Origin of the sequence: Pseudomonas sp. MBLB4123, assembly GCF_051904775.1 — a bacterium.
GTDB lineage: Bacteria > Pseudomonadota > Gammaproteobacteria > Pseudomonadales > Pseudomonadaceae > Aquipseudomonas > Aquipseudomonas benzenivorans_B.
This window is the reverse complement of sequence record NZ_CP196711.1, coordinates 2,119,948-2,137,525: the sequence shown is the minus strand read 5'-3', so window position 1 is coordinate 2,137,525 and position 17,578 is coordinate 2,119,948. Positions and strand designations below refer to the sequence as shown.

15 protein-coding genes are annotated in these 17,578 nt (G+C 67.5%); 12 read left to right on the top strand and 3 right to left on the bottom strand.

Annotated features, from left to right (window positions below):
* The 7 genes from ACSX1C_RS09905 (at window position 1) to ACSX1C_RS09875 (ending at window position 9,125) form a co-directional block, all read left to right on the top strand.
* The gene (locus ACSX1C_RS09905) at window positions 1-1,329 is read left to right on the top strand and encodes an NAD(P)/FAD-dependent oxidoreductase (RefSeq protein WP_439889277.1); all 1,329 of its coding nucleotides are present in this window, start codon (window positions 1-3) and stop codon (window positions 1,327-1,329) included.
* Entirely contained in the window at window positions 1,326-1,697 is a 372-nt protein-coding gene (locus tag ACSX1C_RS09900) for an ethanolamine utilization protein EutQ (RefSeq protein WP_439889276.1), read from the top strand. Before ACSX1C_RS09905 ends, ACSX1C_RS09900 begins: the two co-directional genes overlap by 4 nt.
* A gap of 84 nt (window positions 1,698-1,781) precedes the next feature.
* A complete protein-coding gene (locus ACSX1C_RS09895) occupies window positions 1,782-3,071 on the top strand; it encodes an MFS transporter (protein ID WP_439889275.1) in 1,290 nt (429 codons plus the stop codon).
* Between the two features lie 49 nt (window positions 3,072-3,120).
* The gene (locus ACSX1C_RS09890; protein ID WP_439889274.1) at window positions 3,121-4,368 is read left to right on the top strand and encodes a M24 family metallopeptidase; all 1,248 of its coding nucleotides are present in this window, start codon (window positions 3,121-3,123) and stop codon (window positions 4,366-4,368) included.
* Window positions 4,369-4,724: 356 nt separating this feature from the next.
* Entirely contained in the window at window positions 4,725-6,278 is a 1,554-nt protein-coding gene (locus ACSX1C_RS09885; RefSeq protein ID WP_439889273.1) for a BCCT family transporter, read from the top strand.
* 57 nt (window positions 6,279-6,335) lie between these two features.
* The gene (locus tag ACSX1C_RS09880) at window positions 6,336-6,899 is read left to right on the top strand and encodes a hypothetical protein (protein WP_439889272.1); all 564 of its coding nucleotides are present in this window, start codon (window positions 6,336-6,338) and stop codon (window positions 6,897-6,899) included.
* A gap of 591 nt (window positions 6,900-7,490) precedes the next feature.
* Window positions 7,491-9,125, top strand: a complete 1,635-nt coding sequence (locus ACSX1C_RS09875; protein WP_439889271.1) for a BCCT family transporter — start codon at window positions 7,491-7,493, stop codon at window positions 9,123-9,125.
* An 80-nt stretch (window positions 9,126-9,205) separates the two neighbouring features.
* Here the strand turns inward: ACSX1C_RS09875 and ACSX1C_RS09870 are convergent, their stop codons facing one another.
* A complete protein-coding gene (locus ACSX1C_RS09870) occupies window positions 9,206-10,087 on the bottom strand; it encodes a LysR substrate-binding domain-containing protein (protein ID WP_439889270.1) in 882 nt (293 codons plus the stop codon).
* A 134-nt stretch (window positions 10,088-10,221) separates the two neighbouring features.
* On the opposite strand from ACSX1C_RS09870, the gene ACSX1C_RS09865 reads away from it, so the two are divergent.
* Complete coding sequence (locus tag ACSX1C_RS09865; protein ID WP_439889269.1) at window positions 10,222-10,860, top strand: FMN-dependent NADH-azoreductase; 639 nt, start codon at window positions 10,222-10,224, stop codon at window positions 10,858-10,860.
* Window positions 10,861-10,920: 60 nt separating this feature from the next.
* Here ACSX1C_RS09865 and ACSX1C_RS09860 read toward each other — a convergent pair whose 3' ends face one another.
* Window positions 10,921-11,574 carry a peroxiredoxin gene (locus tag ACSX1C_RS09860; protein ID WP_318645497.1) on the bottom strand — a complete coding sequence of 218 codons (654 nt, stop codon included), beginning with the start codon at window positions 11,572-11,574 and terminating at the stop codon, window positions 10,921-10,923.
* 254 nt (window positions 11,575-11,828) lie between these two features.
* Between ACSX1C_RS09860 and ACSX1C_RS09855 the strand changes: the two genes are divergently transcribed.
* Complete coding sequence (locus ACSX1C_RS09855) at window positions 11,829-12,047, top strand: VF530 family protein (protein ID WP_318645498.1); 219 nt, start codon at window positions 11,829-11,831, stop codon at window positions 12,045-12,047.
* A gap of 30 nt (window positions 12,048-12,077) precedes the next feature.
* Here ACSX1C_RS09855 and ACSX1C_RS09850 read toward each other — a convergent pair whose 3' ends face one another.
* A complete protein-coding gene (locus ACSX1C_RS09850) occupies window positions 12,078-15,185 on the bottom strand; it encodes a transglycosylase domain-containing protein (RefSeq protein WP_439889268.1) in 3,108 nt (1,035 codons plus the stop codon).
* A 148-nt stretch (window positions 15,186-15,333) separates the two neighbouring features.
* Here ACSX1C_RS09850 and ACSX1C_RS09845 point away from each other — a divergent pair, with 148 nt between their 5' ends.
* The 3 genes from ACSX1C_RS09845 to ACSX1C_RS09835 all read left to right on the top strand — a co-directional run bounded on the left by ACSX1C_RS09845 (window position 15,334) and on the right by ACSX1C_RS09835 (window position 17,542).
* Window positions 15,334-16,017 carry a class I SAM-dependent methyltransferase gene (locus ACSX1C_RS09845; protein WP_369959705.1) on the top strand — a complete coding sequence of 228 codons (684 nt, stop codon included), beginning with the start codon at window positions 15,334-15,336 and terminating at the stop codon, window positions 16,015-16,017.
* 120 nt (window positions 16,018-16,137) lie between these two features.
* Entirely contained in the window at window positions 16,138-16,680 is a 543-nt protein-coding gene (locus tag ACSX1C_RS09840; protein ID WP_439889267.1) for a cysteine hydrolase family protein, read from the top strand.
* A 31-nt stretch (window positions 16,681-16,711) separates the two neighbouring features.
* Window positions 16,712-17,542 (top strand): aldo/keto reductase, encoded by an 831-nt coding sequence (locus ACSX1C_RS09835; RefSeq protein WP_439889266.1) that lies wholly within the window; start codon window positions 16,712-16,714, stop codon window positions 17,540-17,542.
* Window positions 17,543-17,578: the final 36 nt, after the last annotated feature.

The following is a 17,578-nucleotide window of genomic DNA, read 5'->3' as shown; positions in this document are numbered from 1 at the left end:
ATGCGTAAATCCATCAATCTGCCCCACGACGACGCCAGCTGCGGCTGGTACGCGGCGCTGCCCGCCGCCCAGCCCGCCACTCGCCTGCAGGGCGAGCAGCGCGCCGACTACGCGGTGATCGGCGCCGGCTTCGCCGGCCTGGCCGCCGCCCGCCGCCTGGCCGAGCACCACCCCGAGGCGCGCATCCTGCTGGTCGATGCCCAGCGCGTCGCCCAGGGCGCCTCGGGGCGCAACTCCGGCTTCGTCATCGACCTGCCGCACAAGTTCGCCCTGGAGCACCCGGACCCGGCGCACAAGCAGCGCCTGCTGGCCCTCAATCGCGCCGCCATCGCCCAGCTGCAGGGGCTGATCCAGGCCCACGGCATCGACTGCCAGTGGTCCCACGCCGGCAAGTACCAGGGCGCCGTGGGCCCGCGCGGCATGGCCTACCTGGAGCACTTCGAGAAGCTGATGAAGGACCTCGGCGAGCCCTTCGACTGGGTCGAACGCGGCGCGCTGGCCAAGGTGCTGGGCACCGGCCACTACAGCGGGGCGATCTACACCCCCGGTTGCTACCTGATGCAGCCGGCCGCCCTGGTCAGCGGCCTGGGCCGCTGCCTGCCGGGCAACGTCGAGCTGCTCGAGGAGTCGCCGATCCAGCGCCTGGAGCGTGACGGCCAGGGCGGCTGGATCCTCCACGGCAGCGCCGGGCGCATCCGCACCCCGCGCCTGCTGCTGGGCACCAGCATCTTTACCCAGGAGTTCGGCTACCTGCGCAACCGCCTGCTGCCGGTGATGACCTTCGCCAGCTGGACCCGGCCGCTGACCGACAGCGAGCTGCAGGTCTACGGCGGCCAGCTGGACTGGGGCCTGACCCCGGCCGACCACGCCGGCACCACGGTGCGCATGACCCAGGACCGCCGCCTGATCATCCGCAACACCTACAAGCACGTGCCCAAGTACGGCAGGAGCACCAGCGACGCGATGCGCGAGTCGGTGCGCAGCGATCATCGCAAGGCCTTCCTGGCGCGCTTCCCGCAGCTGGCCAACGTGCCGTTCAGCCACACCTGGGGCGGCGTCTACGCCATCTCGCGCAACTTCACCAACTTCTTCGGCGAGCTGGAGCCGGGGGTGTTCGCCTCGGCCTGCGACAACGGCGTCGGCGCGGCCTGGGGCACCATCTCCGGCACCCTGCTGGCGGACCTGGCGGTGGGCGCCGACTCGGCGCAGCTGCGCGACATCCAGGCGGTCACCGGCATGCCGTCGCTGAATCCGCCGGAACCCTTCCTCGGCCTGGGCGTGCGCTCGCGCATTCGCCTGGCGGCCTGGAACAGTCGGAGCGAGCTATGAGTCAGGTCGTTTCCGGGAAGGGCCCGGTGCTGCTGGTCGATCATCATGACCTGGATTTCGTCCCCCGCGGCGGGCCGCCCGGCGCCGCCTTCGTGGCCCGGGCGATCAGCAACGAGGTGTCGCCCAATATCGGCATCGGCTTCGCCCGCTGGGAGGGCGCCGAGGTGGCCTGGACCCTGCTGTACGACGAGGTGATATTCGTCATCCAGGGCTGCTTCGAGCTTAAGGCCAACGGCCAGCTGTACCGGGTCGAGCCGGGCCAGCTGCTGTGGATTCCCGAAGGCACCGAGCTGGTCTACGGCGGCCACGCGCTGTTCGGCTACGTGGTGCATCCGGGGGACTGGAAGCAGCGGCACGGTCTGGCCTGATCCAAGGAGTAGCGGCGCCATGGGTGTGTGTTTCTCGGTAGAGCCTGTGCGCGTCATGCGTGTGCTGCCCGTGGAGGTCATGCCATGCTCGGCCTGACCAAGACCTTCGGTGCCCTGTACCTGGCCAGCCTGTTGATGCAGCTGGGCTCGACCCTGCTGATGACCTACCTGGCGCTGCGCCTGGCCGCCGACGGGGTGGCCGAGGTCTGGGGCGGCGCGCTGATGGCCGCCAACGCCCTGGGCATGGTGGCCGGCGGCAAGGTCGGGCGCGTGCTGATCGAGCGGGTCGGGCATATCCGCACCTACGTCGCCTGCGGCGGGGTGATCTCCGCCGCCGTGCTGGCCCACGAGTTCAGCGGCTCCTTGCCGTTCTGGCTAGTGCTGCGGGCGCTGGTCGGCCTGGCGATGATGGGCCAGCTGATGGTGCTGGAGAGCTGGCTCAACGACCGCGCCCGCAGCGACCAGCGCGGCAAGGTGCTGGGTATCTACATGGTGGCGATCTACGTCGGCATGGTGCTCGGTCAGCTGGCCCTGAGCTGGAAGGGCGATCTGGGCATCCACGCCCTGCTCGGCGTGGCCATGGCCTTCGCCCTGTGCCTGGTGCCGGTGGCCCTGACCCGCAGCATGCACCCGGCGGCGCTGCAGCCGGCGCCGGTGGATATCAGGCTGTTCATCCGGCGGGTGCCGCAGTCGCTGGTGACCGTGCTGATGGCCGGGATGATCTACAGCGCCTTCTTCGGCCTGGCGGCCATCTATGCCAGCCGCCAGGGTCTGGATACTACCGAGGTCGGTCAATTCATGGCGGTGGTCATAGGCGCCGGGCTGCTCGCCCAGCTGCCCCTGGGCTGGCTGTCCGATCGCTTGCCGCGCGCCAGCCTGATCCGCGCCGTGGCGCTGCTGCTGATCCTGGCTTTCCTGCCGCTGAGCCTCTATCAGACGCCGCCCTTCGGTGTCCTGCTGCTGGTCGGCGGCTGCATCGGTTTCCTGCAGTTCTGCCTCTACCCGCTGGGCGTGGCCCTGGCCAACGACAACGTCGAGCCCGAGCTGCGGGTGTCCCTGGCCGGCCTGCTGCTGGTGACCTACGGCGTCGGCGCCTGTATCGGTCCGCTGCTGGCCGGGGCGCTGATGGAGCGCTTCGGTGCCGCCAGCCTGTACTACTTCTCCGCCGCCTGCGCCGCGCTGCTGGCCCTGGCAGTCGGCCAGGGCAAGGTCAGCGGCGCGCACCTGCAGGAGGACGCGCCGTTGCACCACCAGGCCACCCCGGTCGGCCTGGCCAGCGCCACCCTGGCCGCCGCGGTGGAGCCCGCCGAGCCGACCGCCGACACCCCGAGCCCCGGCGAGCCGCTGGTGCCGTGCGAACCACGGACCGGTTGAGCGCGTTCCGTTTCCTTATGCCTGAACTCACCCAAGTGGAAATCCAGTCATGTTCGACAACAAGAATAAGTACCTGGCCGATGAGGCCGCCGCCCAGCCGCTGCGCAACCCGGTGAGCATCGAGACCCACAAGGCGGCGCGCGGCTACCGCCTGCAGCGGGTCCGCCAGCAACTGCTAAAGCAGGACTGCGCGGCCGTCCTGCTGTACGACCCGGTGAACATCCGCTATGCCACCGACACCTCGAACATGCAGGTGTGGACGCTGCACAACTTCGCCCGCTACGCCCTGGTATTCGCCGAGGGGCCGGTGGTGCTGTTCGAGTTCCACAACTGCGAACACCTGCACGAGGGCAACGAGCTGCTCGACGAGATCCGCCCGGCGATCAACTGGAGTTACTTCGGCGCCGGCTCGAGGATCTCCGAGAAGGCCGTGGCCTGGGCCGACGACATCCGCGCGGTGCTGCGCCGGCATGCCGGCGACAAGGCGCGGCTGGCGGTGGACAAGGCCGACCTGGAGGGGCTGGATCTGCTGCGCGAGCACGGCCTGTGCCTGGTCGAGGGCCACAGCCTGATGGAGGAGGCGCGCAAGGTTAAGTCGGCCGAGGAGCTGGAGCTGATGCGCTGGACCATCGCCGTGTGCGAGCGCGGCATCCAGCGCATGCACGACGAGCTGCGTCCCGGCATGACCGAGAATGAGCTATGGGCCTGGCTGCACTACGAGAACATCCGCCACGGCGGCGAATGGATCGAGACCCGCCTGCTGGCCTCCGGGCCGCGCACCAACCCCTGGATGCAGGAGTCCAGCGACCGGGTGATGCAGGCAGGCGAGATTATCTGCTTCGACACCGACCTGATCGGCCCCTACGGCTACTGCGCCGACATCTCCCGGGCCTGGACGGTCGGCCACGTCGCGCCCACGGCCGAGCAGCGCAAGCTCTATCGCCTGGCCCATGAACAGGTGCAGCACAACATGAGCCTGCTGCGTCCGGGCCTGAGCCACCGCGAGTTCGTCGAGCGCTCCTGGGACATCCCGCCGGCCTACCAGCACAACCGCTACTGCTGCGTGGTGCACGGCGTCGGCCTGGCCGACGAGTACCCGGCCCTGGCGCACAAGGGTGCCGACTGGGCCAGCAGCGGCTACGACGGCGTGTTCGAAGAGAACATGGTGCTCTGCGTGGAGAGCTATATCGGCGAGCAGGGCGGTGCCGAGGGCATCAAGCTGGAACAGCAGGTGCTGATCACCGCCGACGGCTGTCAGGCGCTGTCGCGCTTCCCCTGGCAGGACGACTGGCTGTAACCGTCGGCGAGTTCGATTTCTATCAGCAAATGTAATGCACGCAAGGCGTCGTCCGGGTGTCGCTGAGGCGCACCCGGTGGTCGTCTTCAGCAATGCATGGTCTCCGGAATTTTCTGGAGATTACTGGCGATGTCGAGGCCGTAGAGGGCGCGTGCGGCTGAGTAGAAGGCGCTCTTTTCCTATGGTCTTTTTGATGACTTATAGTCATCAATCGCACAGATAAAATGGGTTGTCGCAGCGCCGCCGCTGTCTGACCATCGAGTCCCCGCTCACAACCTGTGGCTGCTGCCGGCTCGTCCGCAGCGCACACAGGCGTGGATTTTCGAGACTACAAAAACAAAAGCGAGGCCCCTTGCATGAGAGACATGGTCGCCGAGGGTTCGGCAACCCAGGATTTCAACATCCGCCTGATGGGACTGAACTTCCATCGCATCATCTTCCCCACATCGCTGCTGGTCGTCCTGGCCCTGGTGCTCGGTGCGCTGAACGATCCCGCGGCCTTCGGCCAGGCCCTGGAGGGGGTCAAGGGCTGGATCCTGAGCAATTGCGACGGCTTCATCATGATCATGGGCAACCTGGCCGTGCTGTTCTGCGCCGGCCTGGCCCTGTCGCCCTTCGGCAAGATTCGCCTGGGCGGCCAGGATGCCAGGCCCGAGTTCGGCCTGCTGTCCTGGTTCTCCATGCTGTTCGCCGCCGGCATGGGTGTCGGCCTGCTCTACTGGGGGGTGGCCGAGCCCGTGGCGCAGTACACCGAATGGTGGAAGACCCCGCTCAATGTGCCCAAGCAGACGCCCGAGGCGCTGCATGCGGGGATGGGCGCGACCATCTTCCACTGGGGTTTCCATCCCTGGGCGATCTACCTGACCAGCGCGCTGGTGGTGGGCTTCTTCGCCTATAACAAGGGCCTGCCGTTCTCCCTCAGCTCCGGCCTGCAGCCGCTGATCGGCAAGGCGCACAAGGGCCTGGTCGGGCATCTGGTGGACAGTTTCACCGTGGTGCTGACGGTGTTCGGCCTGGCCACTTCCCTGGGCCTGGGCGCCATGCAGGCCACGGCCGGCATCTCCCATGTGCTGGGCATCGCCAACTCCTTCGCTCTGCAACTGCTGTTCATCCTGCTGGTGACTGGCCTGGCCGGCTTCTCCCTGTGGCGCGGGATGGATGCCGGGGTCAAGCTGCTCAGCAACATCAATATGCTGCTGGCCCTGGGCCTGTTCCTGCTGGTGGTGGTCGGGGTGGGCGTGCTGAGCTTCTTCTCCGGCGTGCTCGACACCACTGTCGACTTCGTCGAGTTCTTTATTCCCCTGAGCAACTGGATCGATCGTCCGGACCAGGACTGGTTCCAGGGCTGGACCGTGTTCTACTGGGCCTGGTGGTGCACCTGGGGTCCGCTGGTCGGGGTGTTCGTCGCCCGGGTCTCCCGCGGTCGTACCCTGCGGCAGATGGTGGGCGTGGTGATGGTGGTGCCGACCATCGCGGCGATCTTCTGGTTCAGCGCCTTCGGTGGCGGTGCCATCGCCCAGGTCATCGACGGCACGGGCGCGCTGGCGGCCGGCCTGGTGGATGTCAACATGGCCATCTTCCAGTTCCTCGAAGAGCTGCCGATGGCGGCCATCACCTCGGTGCTGGTGGTGATCCTGCTGATCATCTTCATGGTCACCTCCATGGACTCCGGTGCCCTGGTGGTCGACAACTTGGCGGCCGGCGGCGACCCGGACACCGCGCCGGTGCAGCGGGTGCTGTGGCTGGTGATGATTGCCCTGGTCACCATCACCCTGTTCGTGATCGGCGGCGATACCGCGCTCAAGGGCATCCAGGCCGGTGCCGTGGCCATGGGGCTGCCGTTCATGGCGTTGATGCTGTTGTTGATGGTCGGACTGCTCAAAGCCCTGGCCAGCGAGCCGCGGCCCTGAGCCTCAACCTGCCGGTTACGGCGCGTATTCACGGCCCATGGGCCCGAGGTATGAAAGATGACTGCCGACAGTTACGGCCTGCAAGACTTCATCGCCGACCTGCGGCGGATCGCCGCCGCGGCGCCGGACGAGGCGAGCCTGCTGAACGAAGTCGGCCCGCTGGCCCAGCGCGTCGTGCAGGCCCGCGATTGGCTGAGGGCCGAGATGTACCAGGCCGATGCAGAGCTGGGCTTCGGCACCACCCAACTGCACGTCGAGCCCGACCAGTCGCTGTTCGTGGTGGTCGACAGCTGGCTGCCCGGTCGCGGGGTGCGTCCCCACGACCACGATACCTGGGCCGTGGTGGTGGGGGTCGAGGGCGTCGAGCACAACAGGTTCTGGCGGCGCCTGGATGACGCCAGCCGCCCCGGCCACGCGGAGCTCGAATGCACCGGCGGGCAGCACATCGCCGCGGGCGAGGTGCTGCTCATGCCCAGCGGCAGCATCCACAGCGTGACCAACGAATCGGCGCACACCAGCCTGTCGTTCCATGTCTATGGTCGCCACCTCAACCATACCCGGCGGCGCCAGTTCGACCCGGAGGGCAACCGCGAACTGCCATTTCTGATCAGCCCTCGTTGACAGGGGGCTGGCGAAGGCGGCACTGCGCCTCTGGTCGGTAGCGTCGGAATCAATGCGGGGAATGGCGCGATTGGATCGCTGCGCGGCGCGGATAGAACGGTCGTGGACTTTACCCGACCCTATAGTCAGCCGCGAAGTTGTGGCGCTTCTGTTCTGAAGTCAAAGTTTGCGGGCTGTCGTAATGGCACTTCCAATTTCTCTGGAAGTTGTCCGGTCTGTCAACTTGTGCTGTTTTAAGGATGTAATAAGTTCTGCGCGGATGCTGTGTTTAGTTGCCCTTTTAATGGGGCGGCTCGACCGCCTGTGCGTGGGATCATGCGTGTCGGAAGACGCCGTCTTCGGCTTCGGGAAGACAGGCCGAATGGCCCGTGGTTGGCGACCCTGGCGGGTATCGGGCGGGGCCGGGTGGTCGTGAATTGGTGATCAAAACTCATTAATTCACGGCGAAAAAATCATTTGTAAAAAACCGGATGCCGGCGAATTCTTGGCCGGTCGAAAGTGCGTGGAGGCGTGCGCGAAAAGTTCCTTATCGACTCAACTCGAGTCGCTCGTACATCAGGCATATCAAACTATAACAATGGAGAAGCTGATATGAGCAGTTCCAGCGGTATGTTCCGTGGCGTCGATGCCCGGATTACCCTCGTATCGACAGCAATAATCGTCGCCTTCGTCGCCTTCTGTGCGGTGATGGGCGAACAGGCCGGCACAATATTCGGCGAGCTTTCGACCAGTATCCTGTTGAACTTCAAGTGGTTCTACCTGGCCATGGCCTCCGGCGTCCTGGTCTACCTGCTGTACCTGATGGTCAGCCGTTTCGGCAATGTCACCCTCGGCAAGGATGGCGAGAAGCCCGAGTTCAGCACCGTGTCCTGGCTGTCCATGCTGTTCAGCGCCGGCATGGGTATCGGCCTGCTGTTCTGGTCGGTGGCCGAGCCCATGTGGCACTACGCCGGCAACCCCTTCAGCGCTACCACCCTGAGTGCGGAAGCCGCCGAGTCGGCGATGCGCGTGACCTATTTCCACTGGGGCATGCACGCCTGGGCGCTGTACCTGATGCCGGCGCTGTGCCTGGCCTACTTCTCCTTCCGCAAGGGCAAGCCGCTGTCGATCCGTGCGACCCTCGTGCCGCTGTTCGGCGAGAAGCGGATGAACGGCTGGTTGGGTGCCTTCTTCGACATCCTCATCGTGGTGGTCACCGCCTTCGGCATCGCCACCTCCTTCGGCCTGGGCGTCGAGCAACTGGCCACCGGGATCAAGACCCTCACCGGCATCGAGATGGGCATCGGCATGAAGATGGCGCTGATCCTCGGCATCTCCCTGGTCGCCATCATGTCGGTGGTGTCCGGCGTGGACCGCGGCATCAAGCTGTTGTCGCTGTGGAACATGGGCCTGTCGCTGGTCATCCTGGCCGCGGTCATGGCCTTCGGTCCGACCCGCTACATCCTCAACACCATCCTCGAGGGTACTTCCGGCTACGCCCAGAGCGTGATCGGCATGAGCCTGTGGAGCGACACCCAGAAGGACGCCGGCTGGCAGAACTGGTGGACCGCCTTCTACTGGGCCTGGTGGCTGACCTGGGCGCCCTTCGTCGGCACCTTCATCGCGCGCATTTCCCGTGGCCGCACCATCCGTCAGCTGGTGATGGGCTCGCTGGTCATCCCGGTGCTGTTCAGCTTCGTGTGGATCGGCACCTTCGGCGGCGCGGCCCTGAGCTATGAGAAGGACGACCGCGTCGCCCATCAGGAGCAGGTGGCGAGTCAGGCACTGACCGGCGACGAAGCCGAGTTCCAGGGCGGCGCCATCCTGGTGGCGACCAAGGCCGATGCGACCAACTCGCTGTTCACCCTGTTCGACAAGATCGAGCAGTCCTCCGGCGTGAGCATCGGCGGCCTGCTCGGCGCCCTGGCCTCGCTGCTGATCGTCACCTACTTCGTCACCTCGGCCGACTCCGGCACCCTGGTGGTGAGTACCCTGGCGGCCCGCGGCAGCCTCAACCCGCCGGCGGCCAGCCGGGTGGCCTGGGGGCTGATGGTCGGTGCCATCGCCGCCGGCCTGCTGTGGTCCGGCGGTCTGAAGAGCGTGCAGACCGCGGCCATCTGCGCGGCCCTGCCGATCGGGGTGATCCTGGTGCTGATGGCCATGGCCCTGCACCGTACCCTGTTGGTCGAGCCGGCGCGCAGCCTGCAGATGAAAGTGGCCGACGATTACGAGGCCTCGGTCGGATGACCGTCCTCGCGACCAAGCGCAAGCCCGTCACCGCCAGGTGACGGGCTTTTGTTTTATGGGGCCGGCGTATCGCCTCGGCGTCAGCCGGCTTCCTGGGCCAGCCAGTCGAAGAAGGCCCTGACCGGCGGGTGGCGCTCGCGTCCCGCCACGCACAATGCGCTGTAGCCGGCGCCGGATACGCCGATCTCGGCGCGATAGGGCTGCAGCAGGCCGCTGGCCAGGCTCTGCGAAACCAGGATGGAGCTGGCCAGCACCAGGCCCTGTCCGGCGATGGCGGCCTGCAGCGCGTAGTGTTCGTCGTCGTACTCGCGGATCGTCGCCCCCTGCTTCAGCCAGTCCTCGCCGGCTTGCGTGCACCAGGCCTCCCAGCCTCGGGCATAGAGCTCGGAGTTGTGCCACAGCACGCTGATCAGCGAGGGCGTCCGGTGGCGGGCTTGTGCCACCTGGGCCGGGGCGCCATAGACGGCGAAGTGCTCCTCGAACAGGCGGATGCCGTGGAGCTCGCCGGCGGGGGCGAAGCCGTAGCGGATGGCCAGGTCGACGCTGGCATCCTGGTGCAGGTCGACGACCGCGCAGTTGGTGTCCAGGCGCAGCCTGATGTGCGGCTGCGCCGCATAGAAACGGCCGAGCCTGGGCACCAGCCAGAGCGCGGCGAAGGCCGGGGTGGTGGACACCGTCAGCTGGCTGGCGTTGCGTTGCGGGCGCAGGCTGTCGACGCTCTGCGCCACCTCCAGCAGGGCGCCATGCAGGCTCTGGAACAGGCGCTCGCCGCCCTCGGTCAGGCGCACCCGGCGCGGCAGGCGCTCGAACAGCGGCATGCCCAGCCAGGTTTCCAGGGCGCGGATCTGGTGGGAGATCGCCGTGGGCGTCACCGCCAGCTCGGCGGCCGCGGTCTTGAAGCTCTGCTGGCGGGCGGCGGACTCGAAGGCGCGCAGGGCGTTGAGGGGCAGAGAGGCGAACATGGGCTTCCATGGATGAATTCAGCTTATGCCAAATGACGACTGCTCATTTGTCCAGGGCTCGCTGAATTAATAGTTTTACCCGTGACAGAGAGCCATGAAGGCTAGCTGATGTTCTCTCGGGAGGCTATCGATAGATGAGCAGAGTTCTTGCAGTGCACGGCAGTCCGCGGGGCGAGCGGTCCCATTCGCGGCGCCTGACAGAGGTGTTTCTCGAGGCCTGGTCGGCCGCTCACCCGGAGGGCGAATTGACCCGGCGCGAAGTGGGCAGGGCGCCCATTCCCCATGTCGGCGAGCCCTTCGTGGCCGCCGCCTTTCATCCGCAGCCGGCGTCGCGGCCGTTATTCATGCAGGCCGATCTGGCCTTGAGCGATGTGCTGGTGGACGAACTGCTGGACCACGAGCTGCTGGTGATTTCCGCGCCCATGTACAACTTCAGCATTCCCAGCGGGCTCAAGGCCTGGGTCGACCATGTCGTGCGCATCGGGCGTACCTTCGCGATCACCGAGGATAATGGCGTCGCCCAGTACCAGCCGCTGCTGCGCGGCAAGCGCGCGCTGATCGTCACCAGCCGTGGCGGCCATGGCTTCGGTCCCGGTGGGGCCAATGCCGCCTTCAATCATGCCGACACCCTGTTGCGCAGCGCGCTGGGTTTTATCGGCATAGAGGACATCCGCGTGGTGGCGGCGGAGGGGGAGGAGTCCGACAGCCGGGCCTTCCAGGCGTCCTGCGCGGCGGCCGAGCGGGAGCTGCTCGAACTGGCGGTCAGGTTCTGATGGGGGCGACCCCTCGCCAGGTAGGGACCCGGGGGCGTCCTGGCCCCCGGCTGCAAGCGGTTACTTCGGCTGGGCCACCACGCGCAGGTAGGGTTTGAGGGTCTTGAAGCCGTCCGGATACTTGCGTTGCGCCTCCTCGTCGGACACCGAGGTGGGGATGATCACGTCCTCGCCCGGCCGCCAGTTCACCGGGGTGGCCACGGTGTGCTTGGCGTTCAGTTGCAGCGAGTCGAGCAGGCGCAGCACCTCGTCGAAGTTGCGCCCGGCGCTCATGGGGTAGACCAGCATGGCCTTGACCTTCTTGTCCGGGCCGATGATGAACACCGAGCGCACCGTGGCGTTGTCCGCCGCGGTACGCTGGCCGCCGCTGGCGTTGGGGTGCAGCATGTCGTAGAGCTTGGCCACCTTGAGGTCTTCGTCGCCGATCATCGGGTAGTTGACCGCATGGCCCTGGGTTTCCTGGATATCGGCGGCCCAGGCCTTGTGGTTGCTCACCGGGTCGACGCTGAGGCCGAGGATCTTGGTGTTGCGCTTGTCGAACTCCGGCTTGAGCTTGGCCATGTAGCCCAGCTCGGTGGTGCACACCGGGGTGAAGTCCTTGGGGTGGGAGAACAGAATGGCCCAGCTGTCGCCGATCCATTCATGAAAATGCAGGGGGCCTTCGGTGCTGGCGGCGGTGAAGTCCGGTGCCTCGTCTCCAATGCGAATACTCATGTCTAACCTCCTTGCGGGTAATGGGTTGTCGACGTTGCGACGGCGACTGCAGACGGTCCCGCACTCCTGTGTCGGGCCGATGGCAGCAAGCAGTATAGTCCCCGTTGGCAGAGCCGAATGACACCGCCTGGCTGCCCCCCGAGATGCCGGCGGAAGCCCCGTAGGGCCGGCGCTGGCGGCCTTGTCTTCCCTCGCGCACGGCGCTCGGTTAAGGTGCCGGCGAGTTTCCCCATCCCTCGCAGATCAGGCCCCTCATGAGCACCTCTTCGAACAACCCGCTGCACGGCGTCACCCTGGAGGCCATGCTGACCGAGCTGGTCGCGCGGCTGGGCTGGGACGGCCTGGCCAAGCGCATCGATATTCGCTGTTTCAAGAGCGAGCCGAGCATCAAGTCGAGCCTGACCTTCCTGCGCAGAACCCCATGGGCGCGGCAGAAGGTCGAGGCGCTGTACCTGCAGTCGCGCAAGGGCTGATGCCCGGCAGGCCGGTCGCCGTCCGCCGGCCTACTTCCAGCTGGCCCGCAGCGGCGCCAGCGGCGGCTGGCATTGGGTGCTGGCCCCCGGCTCCAGATAGGGCGCGAGGATCGGCGCCATGCCCTTGAGCACCTGCACCGGCAGCGCCGAGGTGAAGGTGAACTTCTCCGCGGCGCGGCCGGGCACGAAGGCGGTGAGGGTGCCGTAGTGACGCGGGCCGAGGTAGAAGACGAAGGTGGCGGTGCGGTTCATCGCCCGCGAGCTGAGCACCTGACCGCCGCGACTGACGGTCTCGACCCGGTTGTCGCCGGTGCCGGTCTTGCCGCCGAGGGTCAGCTGGCGCCCGTCGAGCAGGCTGAAGCTGCCCTGCAGACGCCGCGCGGTGCCGCCTTCGACCACCTGGGAGAGGGCATTGCGCAGGGCCGCGGCGACTTCCGAGGGCATCACCCGCTTGCCCACCAGTTCCGCACGGCCGACCAGGCTGTCGTAGGGGGTGTCGGCGGCGAAGTGCAGGCTGTCGATGCGCAGTGTCGGCTGGCGGACGCCGTCGTTGAGGATGATGCCCATTAGTTCGGCCAGGGCCGCCGGGCGGTCGCCGGAGCTGCCGATGGCGGTGGCCAGGGAGGGCACCAGGTATTCGAAGGGGTAACCGTGCTTCTGCCAACGCCGGTGGATGTCGAGGAAGGCCTCGACCTCCAGCATGATGCGGATGCGGCTGTCGCGGGCGCTCTTGTGGCGGCTGCGGAACAGCCAACCGTAGACCTCCTGGCGCTGGTCGTGGCTGGCCAGCACGGCATCGTTGAAGCTGGCCTGGGGCCGTTCCAGCAGGTAGCCGAGCAGCCACAGCTCCAGCGGGTGGACGCGGGCGATGTAGCCCTGGTCGGGCAGGCTGTAGGCGCCCGGCCCGTAGTTCAGGTAGAGCTCGGTGATGCGCTTGTCGGTCAGCTTGTCGTCCGGCAGGTGGTTACGCAGGAAGGCGCCGAAGCTGTCCATGTCCGCCTCCGGCATCAGGTAGCGGTGCACCGCGGCGAGGCGTACGGGGGTGTGGCGCAGGCCGCTTAGGAAGGTCTCCAGGCGCTGCTGCGCCGGTTGGTCCTGGTACTTGCGCCAGAAGCGCAGGAGGAAGGTCTTGCCTTCACGGTCGGCGAAGCGGCTGAGGTAGGTCTGGCGCCGCGGGTCCTTGTCGTCCTTGAGCAGCTCGGCGCTGTTGCCCGGCGCCTGGTAGGTGCTGTAGCGCACCAGGTCGCGCATCAGGCGAATGAACGGCAGGTTGATCGACTCGCGCAGCGCCTCGATCAGGGTCGGGATGCGGCCGTTGTCCTCTTTGCGGAAGTTGGCGAAGCTGTGCAGGCCGCCTCCGGTGAAGAAGCGCTCGTAGGGGCTGGCCGAGTACTTGCGCTGCAGCGCGGCGTCGAGCATGTCCGGCAGGCGGGCATCCGGGGTGCGGCCGAGGTAGTCGATGGCCCAGCGGGTCAGGTAGTCCTGATCGGCGACCTCCACGGCGCGCAGGGCGCCGGCATCCAGGCCGGCGTAGCGCCGGTGCAGCTCGGCGATGACTTCCAGGTAGGTGGCCAGTACCCGCAGCTTGGCGGTGGAGCCGAGTTCCAGCTTGCTGCCCTCGTTGATGTCGAAGGGCTGGTTGGTGCTGTCAGTCTGCACCCGCACCCGGCTGCCGTTGGGGGTGCGTTCGAACAGGGTGAAGCTGTAGCGCACCTCGGCGGTTTTCTCGGCCGATAGCAGGCGCTCGCCGAACAGGCCGATCTGCTCGGCGAAGTCCGGCTCGGCGAGCCGCTGCAGGTAGGCGCTGGCGGCTTGCTGCAGATCGCCGTGGAGGGTGGTGCTGGCGTGCAGGTCGAGGCGGTCGAGGTCGTACAGCGGCATGTTGAGCAGACCGGACAGACGCGAACGGGCGACGCTGATGCCCTTGTTGCCATCCACCGTCTGCAAGTTCGGTTGCAGCTCCCAGTCGCGGTAGCGCAGCACCTGGGCCAGGGCCGCATCGCGCAGGGACCTGTCGATCAGGCCGCCGCCGGCCAGCAGGCGGATATGGCTGTCGATCAGCGCGTCGAGCCGGTGTCGGCCCTGGGCCAGGTAGTAGGAGGGGCGGCGCTGCGCGATCATCAGGGCCAGCACCTGGCGCAGGGCCATGCCCCGCTGGGCGTTGCTGGCCTCGGGGGAGCGTGCCGGATCGAGCAGGCGATTGACCTCGGCGAAGTCGGCGCCGTACCAGATGCGCAGGCCGTCGGCCAGGCCGTGGACCTCGCCATGGCCCGGGGCGGCCGACAGCGGCACGCTGTTGAGGTAGTCGCGCACGATGTTTTCCCGGGCCTCCCGGGTCTGGGGGCCGCCCTGGTAGGCGCGCACGCTGGCGGAAACCATCTGCCGCAGTTTCTCCCCGGCCGAGTGGGTCAGGCCGTAGGGCGAGTGACGGTACTTCTCCAGCTGGGTGGCCAGGGTGCTGCCGCCGGCCGACTGGTCCTGCACGTCCAGCACCTTGCCGACCTGCGACAGCGCCGCCATGGCGAAGCGCGGCCAGTCCACCGCCGGATTGGCCAGCGGCTGCTCGCCGTCGAGCAGGTGGCGGTTCTCGATGAACAGCAGGCTGTTCACCACCAGCGGGGGAATGGCGGCGAAGGTCGGGTAGTGCTGCTGCGGGTAGCGGAACTGGTAGAACGGCGTGCCGCGGCAGTCGCTGATGCTCAGGCCGGCCTGGAGCTTCTCCGGGTAGGGCGGGAAGAAGCCGCGCCGGCTGTAGTCCAGCAGCGTCGGGGAGAAGCGCGCCTGGGCGAGGATGGTGAAGTCGCGTTGCTCCAGGCGCTCGAGCATCAGGGGCAGGTAGGCGTATCCCAGGCGTTTGTCGAAGGGGCCGTCCTGGGGGTAGAGGATGGCCGGGCTCGGGCCCGGCTGCACGCTGTATTTCAGTTCGCTGGCGTAGTCGCTCAGGTAGCGGGCCTGGAAGTGCGCGGTACGCAGCTCGAAGCGCACCAGCAGGATGGCGCCGAGCAACAGCAGCCCCAGCAGCAGCCAGCAGGTCACCCGCACCAGGCGTCTAGGCCCGGATGGTTTGCGATTCATCCGCTGTGGGCCGCTCGATGGAAGGGCAGCCTGCTGTGTGCCGGATTGCCATAATGCACCCATAATCTGCTCGGCCCTGATCAATGCCCCCTAGGGTTTAGACAAGCTTAGTCGGTGGCTGCTGGGCAGAGGCCGGCGTGAGGGGCCGGATGCGAAAAAAACCTGGGCTACGGCCTGGATCTTCTCGATGAAACAGCGGCGGAGACGGGGGATGCAGCACGATCACCGGGAACAGCTCGGCCTCAGCTGGCAGGCCAATGCCGATGCCTGGGCGGCGGCGGTGCGTGAGGGGCGTATCGAGAGCCGTCGCCTGGTCACCGACGCGGCGATCCTGCAGGCGATCCTGGCCCTGGCACCGGTGCGGGTACTGGACGTCGGCTGTGGCGAGGGCTGGCTGTGCCGCGGCCTGGCCGAGCGCGGCATCGAGTCGGTGGGCGTGGACGCCTCGGCGCCGCTTATCGGTCTGGCCAGGGCCGCCGGTGGCGCAGGTGCCCGCTACCGGGTCTGTGGATACGCCGAGCTGGCCAGCCAGGCGGCGGAGTTGGGCCGCTTCGATGTGCTGGTGTGCAACTTCGCCCTGCTCGAGGAGCCGCTGGCGCCGGTCCTGCGGGCCTTGCACCGGCTGCTGGCCCCGGGCGGCCACCTGCTGATCCAGACCCTGCATCCCTGGCGCGCCAGCCAGGATGCGGCCTATCGCGATGGCTGGCGGGTGGAGACCTTCGCCGGCTTCGGCGAGGGTTTCCAGGCGCCGATGCCCTGGTTCTTTCGCACCCTGGAGTCCTGGCTGGGCCTGCTCGGCGGGACCGGCTGGCGCCTGCAGTGGCTGCAGGAGCCCCTGCACCCGCAGAGCGAGCAGCCGGTGTCGCTGTTGCTGCTGCTCAGTGCCGAGGCTTAGGGGCGCTGCCGGCCAGGCCTTGGGGCCTGTGCGGCAAGCAGTCCACCGGGGACGGCGCGATGGCTATGATCCCCGGGTCGAGGCGGATTAGACTGGCGTCTCACTGACAGGGAGGTCGATATGAAACAGGCGTTATTGATCGTGGATGTGCAGGCGGGACTGTTCCTCGCCGATCCGCCGCCGCACCAGGCCGAGGCGGTGCTGGAGCGGATCAACGACCTGGCCGGGCGGGCGCGAGCCGCGGCAGTGCCGGTGTTGTATATCCAGCACGATGGCGAGCCCGGCTCGCTGCTCGAGCCTGATAGCCTCGGTTGGCAACTGCATCCGGGGCTGCAGCGCGGGGCGGGCGACTGGCTGGTGCACAAGACCGCCAGCGATGCCTTCCAGGGGACCGAGCTGGCTCCCCTGCTGCGGCGGCTGGGGGTGGAGGAGTTGTTCGTCAGCGGCTATGCCACCGAGTTCTGCATCGACACCCTGGTGCGCCGCGCGGCCAGCGAGGGCTTCGCCGTGCGCCTGGTCGGCGATGCCCACACCACCAAGGATCGGCCGGTGTTGTCGGCCGAGCAGATCATCGCGCACCACAATTGGCTGCTGGCCCAGCTGATCCAGCCGCAACGTCCGGTACAGGTGTTGTCGGCGCAGCAGGTGCAGTTCTCCGGTTGAGCGGTCGCGTCGTCGATAGACGGGGGGCGCAATGCGTAAGGTATGTCTGGCGGGCGAGCAGGTGCCGGTGATCGGCCAGGGCACCTGGCGCATGGGCGAGGATCCGGCCGAGCGGCGCCGCGAGGTGGCGGCCCTGCAACAGGGCATCGAGCTGGGCCTGCGGTTGATCGATACGGCGGAGATGTACGGCGAGGGCGGCGCCGAGCAGGTGGTCGGCGAGGCCATCGACGGGCGCCGCGAGCAGGTGTTCCTGGTCAGCAAGGTCTATCCGCACAACGCCAGCCGGGCGGGGGTGGCAGCGGCCTGCGAGCGCAGCCTGAAGCGGCTCGATACCGAGACGATCGATCTCTACCTGCTGCACTGGCGCGGCCAGTACCCCCTGGCGGAAACCGTCGAGGCTTTCGAGCGTCTGCGCGCGCAGGGCAAGATCAGGCGCTGGGGCGTGTCCAACTTCGACCTGGACGACCTGCAGGAGCTGACCGGTCTGGGGCTGGCGGGCTGCGCGACCAACCAGGTGCTGTACAACCCCGAGGCGCGCGGCATCGAATTCGACCTGCTGCCCTGGCAGCGGCGCCAGGGCATGCCGCTGATGGCCTACTGTCCGCTCGGCCAGGGCGGTGCGCTACTGCGCCAGCCGGAGTTGCAGGCGGTGGCCGAGCGTCATGGTGCGACGGTCGCCCAGGTCGCCCTGGCCTGGGCGTTGCGCCAGGACGGGCTGATCGTCATCCCCAAAGCCGTGGAACCGGCCCATGTGCGCCTCAACGCCGAGGCCGCCGGCCTGGAGTTGACGGCCGAGGACCTGGCGCTGATCGATGCGGCGTGCCCTGCGCCGACCGGTAAACGTCCATTGGCCATGATCTGAATGACCTGGGCCGAGACCTCGGCCAGGTTGAACCCA

Bases quoted from the DNA above. Each gene is read 5' to 3' on its own strand.
- ACSX1C_RS09905 (WP_439889277.1), top strand. From the start codon at position 1: ATGCGTAAATCCATCAATCTGCCCCACGACGACGCCAGCTGCGGCTGG.
- ACSX1C_RS09900 (WP_439889276.1), top strand. From the start codon at position 1,326: ATGAGTCAGGTCGTTTCCGGGAAGGGCCCGGTGCTGCTGGTCGATCAT.
- ACSX1C_RS09895 (WP_439889275.1), top strand. From the start codon at position 1,782: ATGCTCGGCCTGACCAAGACCTTCGGTGCCCTGTACCTGGCCAGCCTG.
- ACSX1C_RS09890 (WP_439889274.1), top strand. From the start codon at position 3,121: ATGTTCGACAACAAGAATAAGTACCTGGCCGATGAGGCCGCCGCCCAG.
- ACSX1C_RS09885 (WP_439889273.1), top strand. From the start codon at position 4,725: ATGAGAGACATGGTCGCCGAGGGTTCGGCAACCCAGGATTTCAACATC.
- ACSX1C_RS09880 (WP_439889272.1), top strand. From the start codon at position 6,336: ATGACTGCCGACAGTTACGGCCTGCAAGACTTCATCGCCGACCTGCGG.
- ACSX1C_RS09875 (WP_439889271.1), top strand. From the start codon at position 7,491: ATGAGCAGTTCCAGCGGTATGTTCCGTGGCGTCGATGCCCGGATTACC.
- ACSX1C_RS09870 (WP_439889270.1), bottom strand. From the start codon at position 10,087: ATGTTCGCCTCTCTGCCCCTCAACGCCCTGCGCGCCTTCGAGTCCGCC.
- ACSX1C_RS09865 (WP_439889269.1), top strand. From the start codon at position 10,222: ATGAGCAGAGTTCTTGCAGTGCACGGCAGTCCGCGGGGCGAGCGGTCC.
- ACSX1C_RS09860 (WP_318645497.1), bottom strand. From the start codon at position 11,574: ATGAGTATTCGCATTGGAGACGAGGCACCGGACTTCACCGCCGCCAGC.
- ACSX1C_RS09855 (WP_318645498.1), top strand. From the start codon at position 11,829: ATGAGCACCTCTTCGAACAACCCGCTGCACGGCGTCACCCTGGAGGCC.
- ACSX1C_RS09850 (WP_439889268.1), bottom strand. From the start codon at position 15,185: ATGGGTGCATTATGGCAATCCGGCACACAGCAGGCTGCCCTTCCATCG.
- ACSX1C_RS09845 (WP_369959705.1), top strand. From the start codon at position 15,334: ATGCAGCACGATCACCGGGAACAGCTCGGCCTCAGCTGGCAGGCCAAT.
- ACSX1C_RS09840 (WP_439889267.1), top strand. From the start codon at position 16,138: ATGAAACAGGCGTTATTGATCGTGGATGTGCAGGCGGGACTGTTCCTC.
- ACSX1C_RS09835 (WP_439889266.1), top strand. From the start codon at position 16,712: ATGCGTAAGGTATGTCTGGCGGGCGAGCAGGTGCCGGTGATCGGCCAG.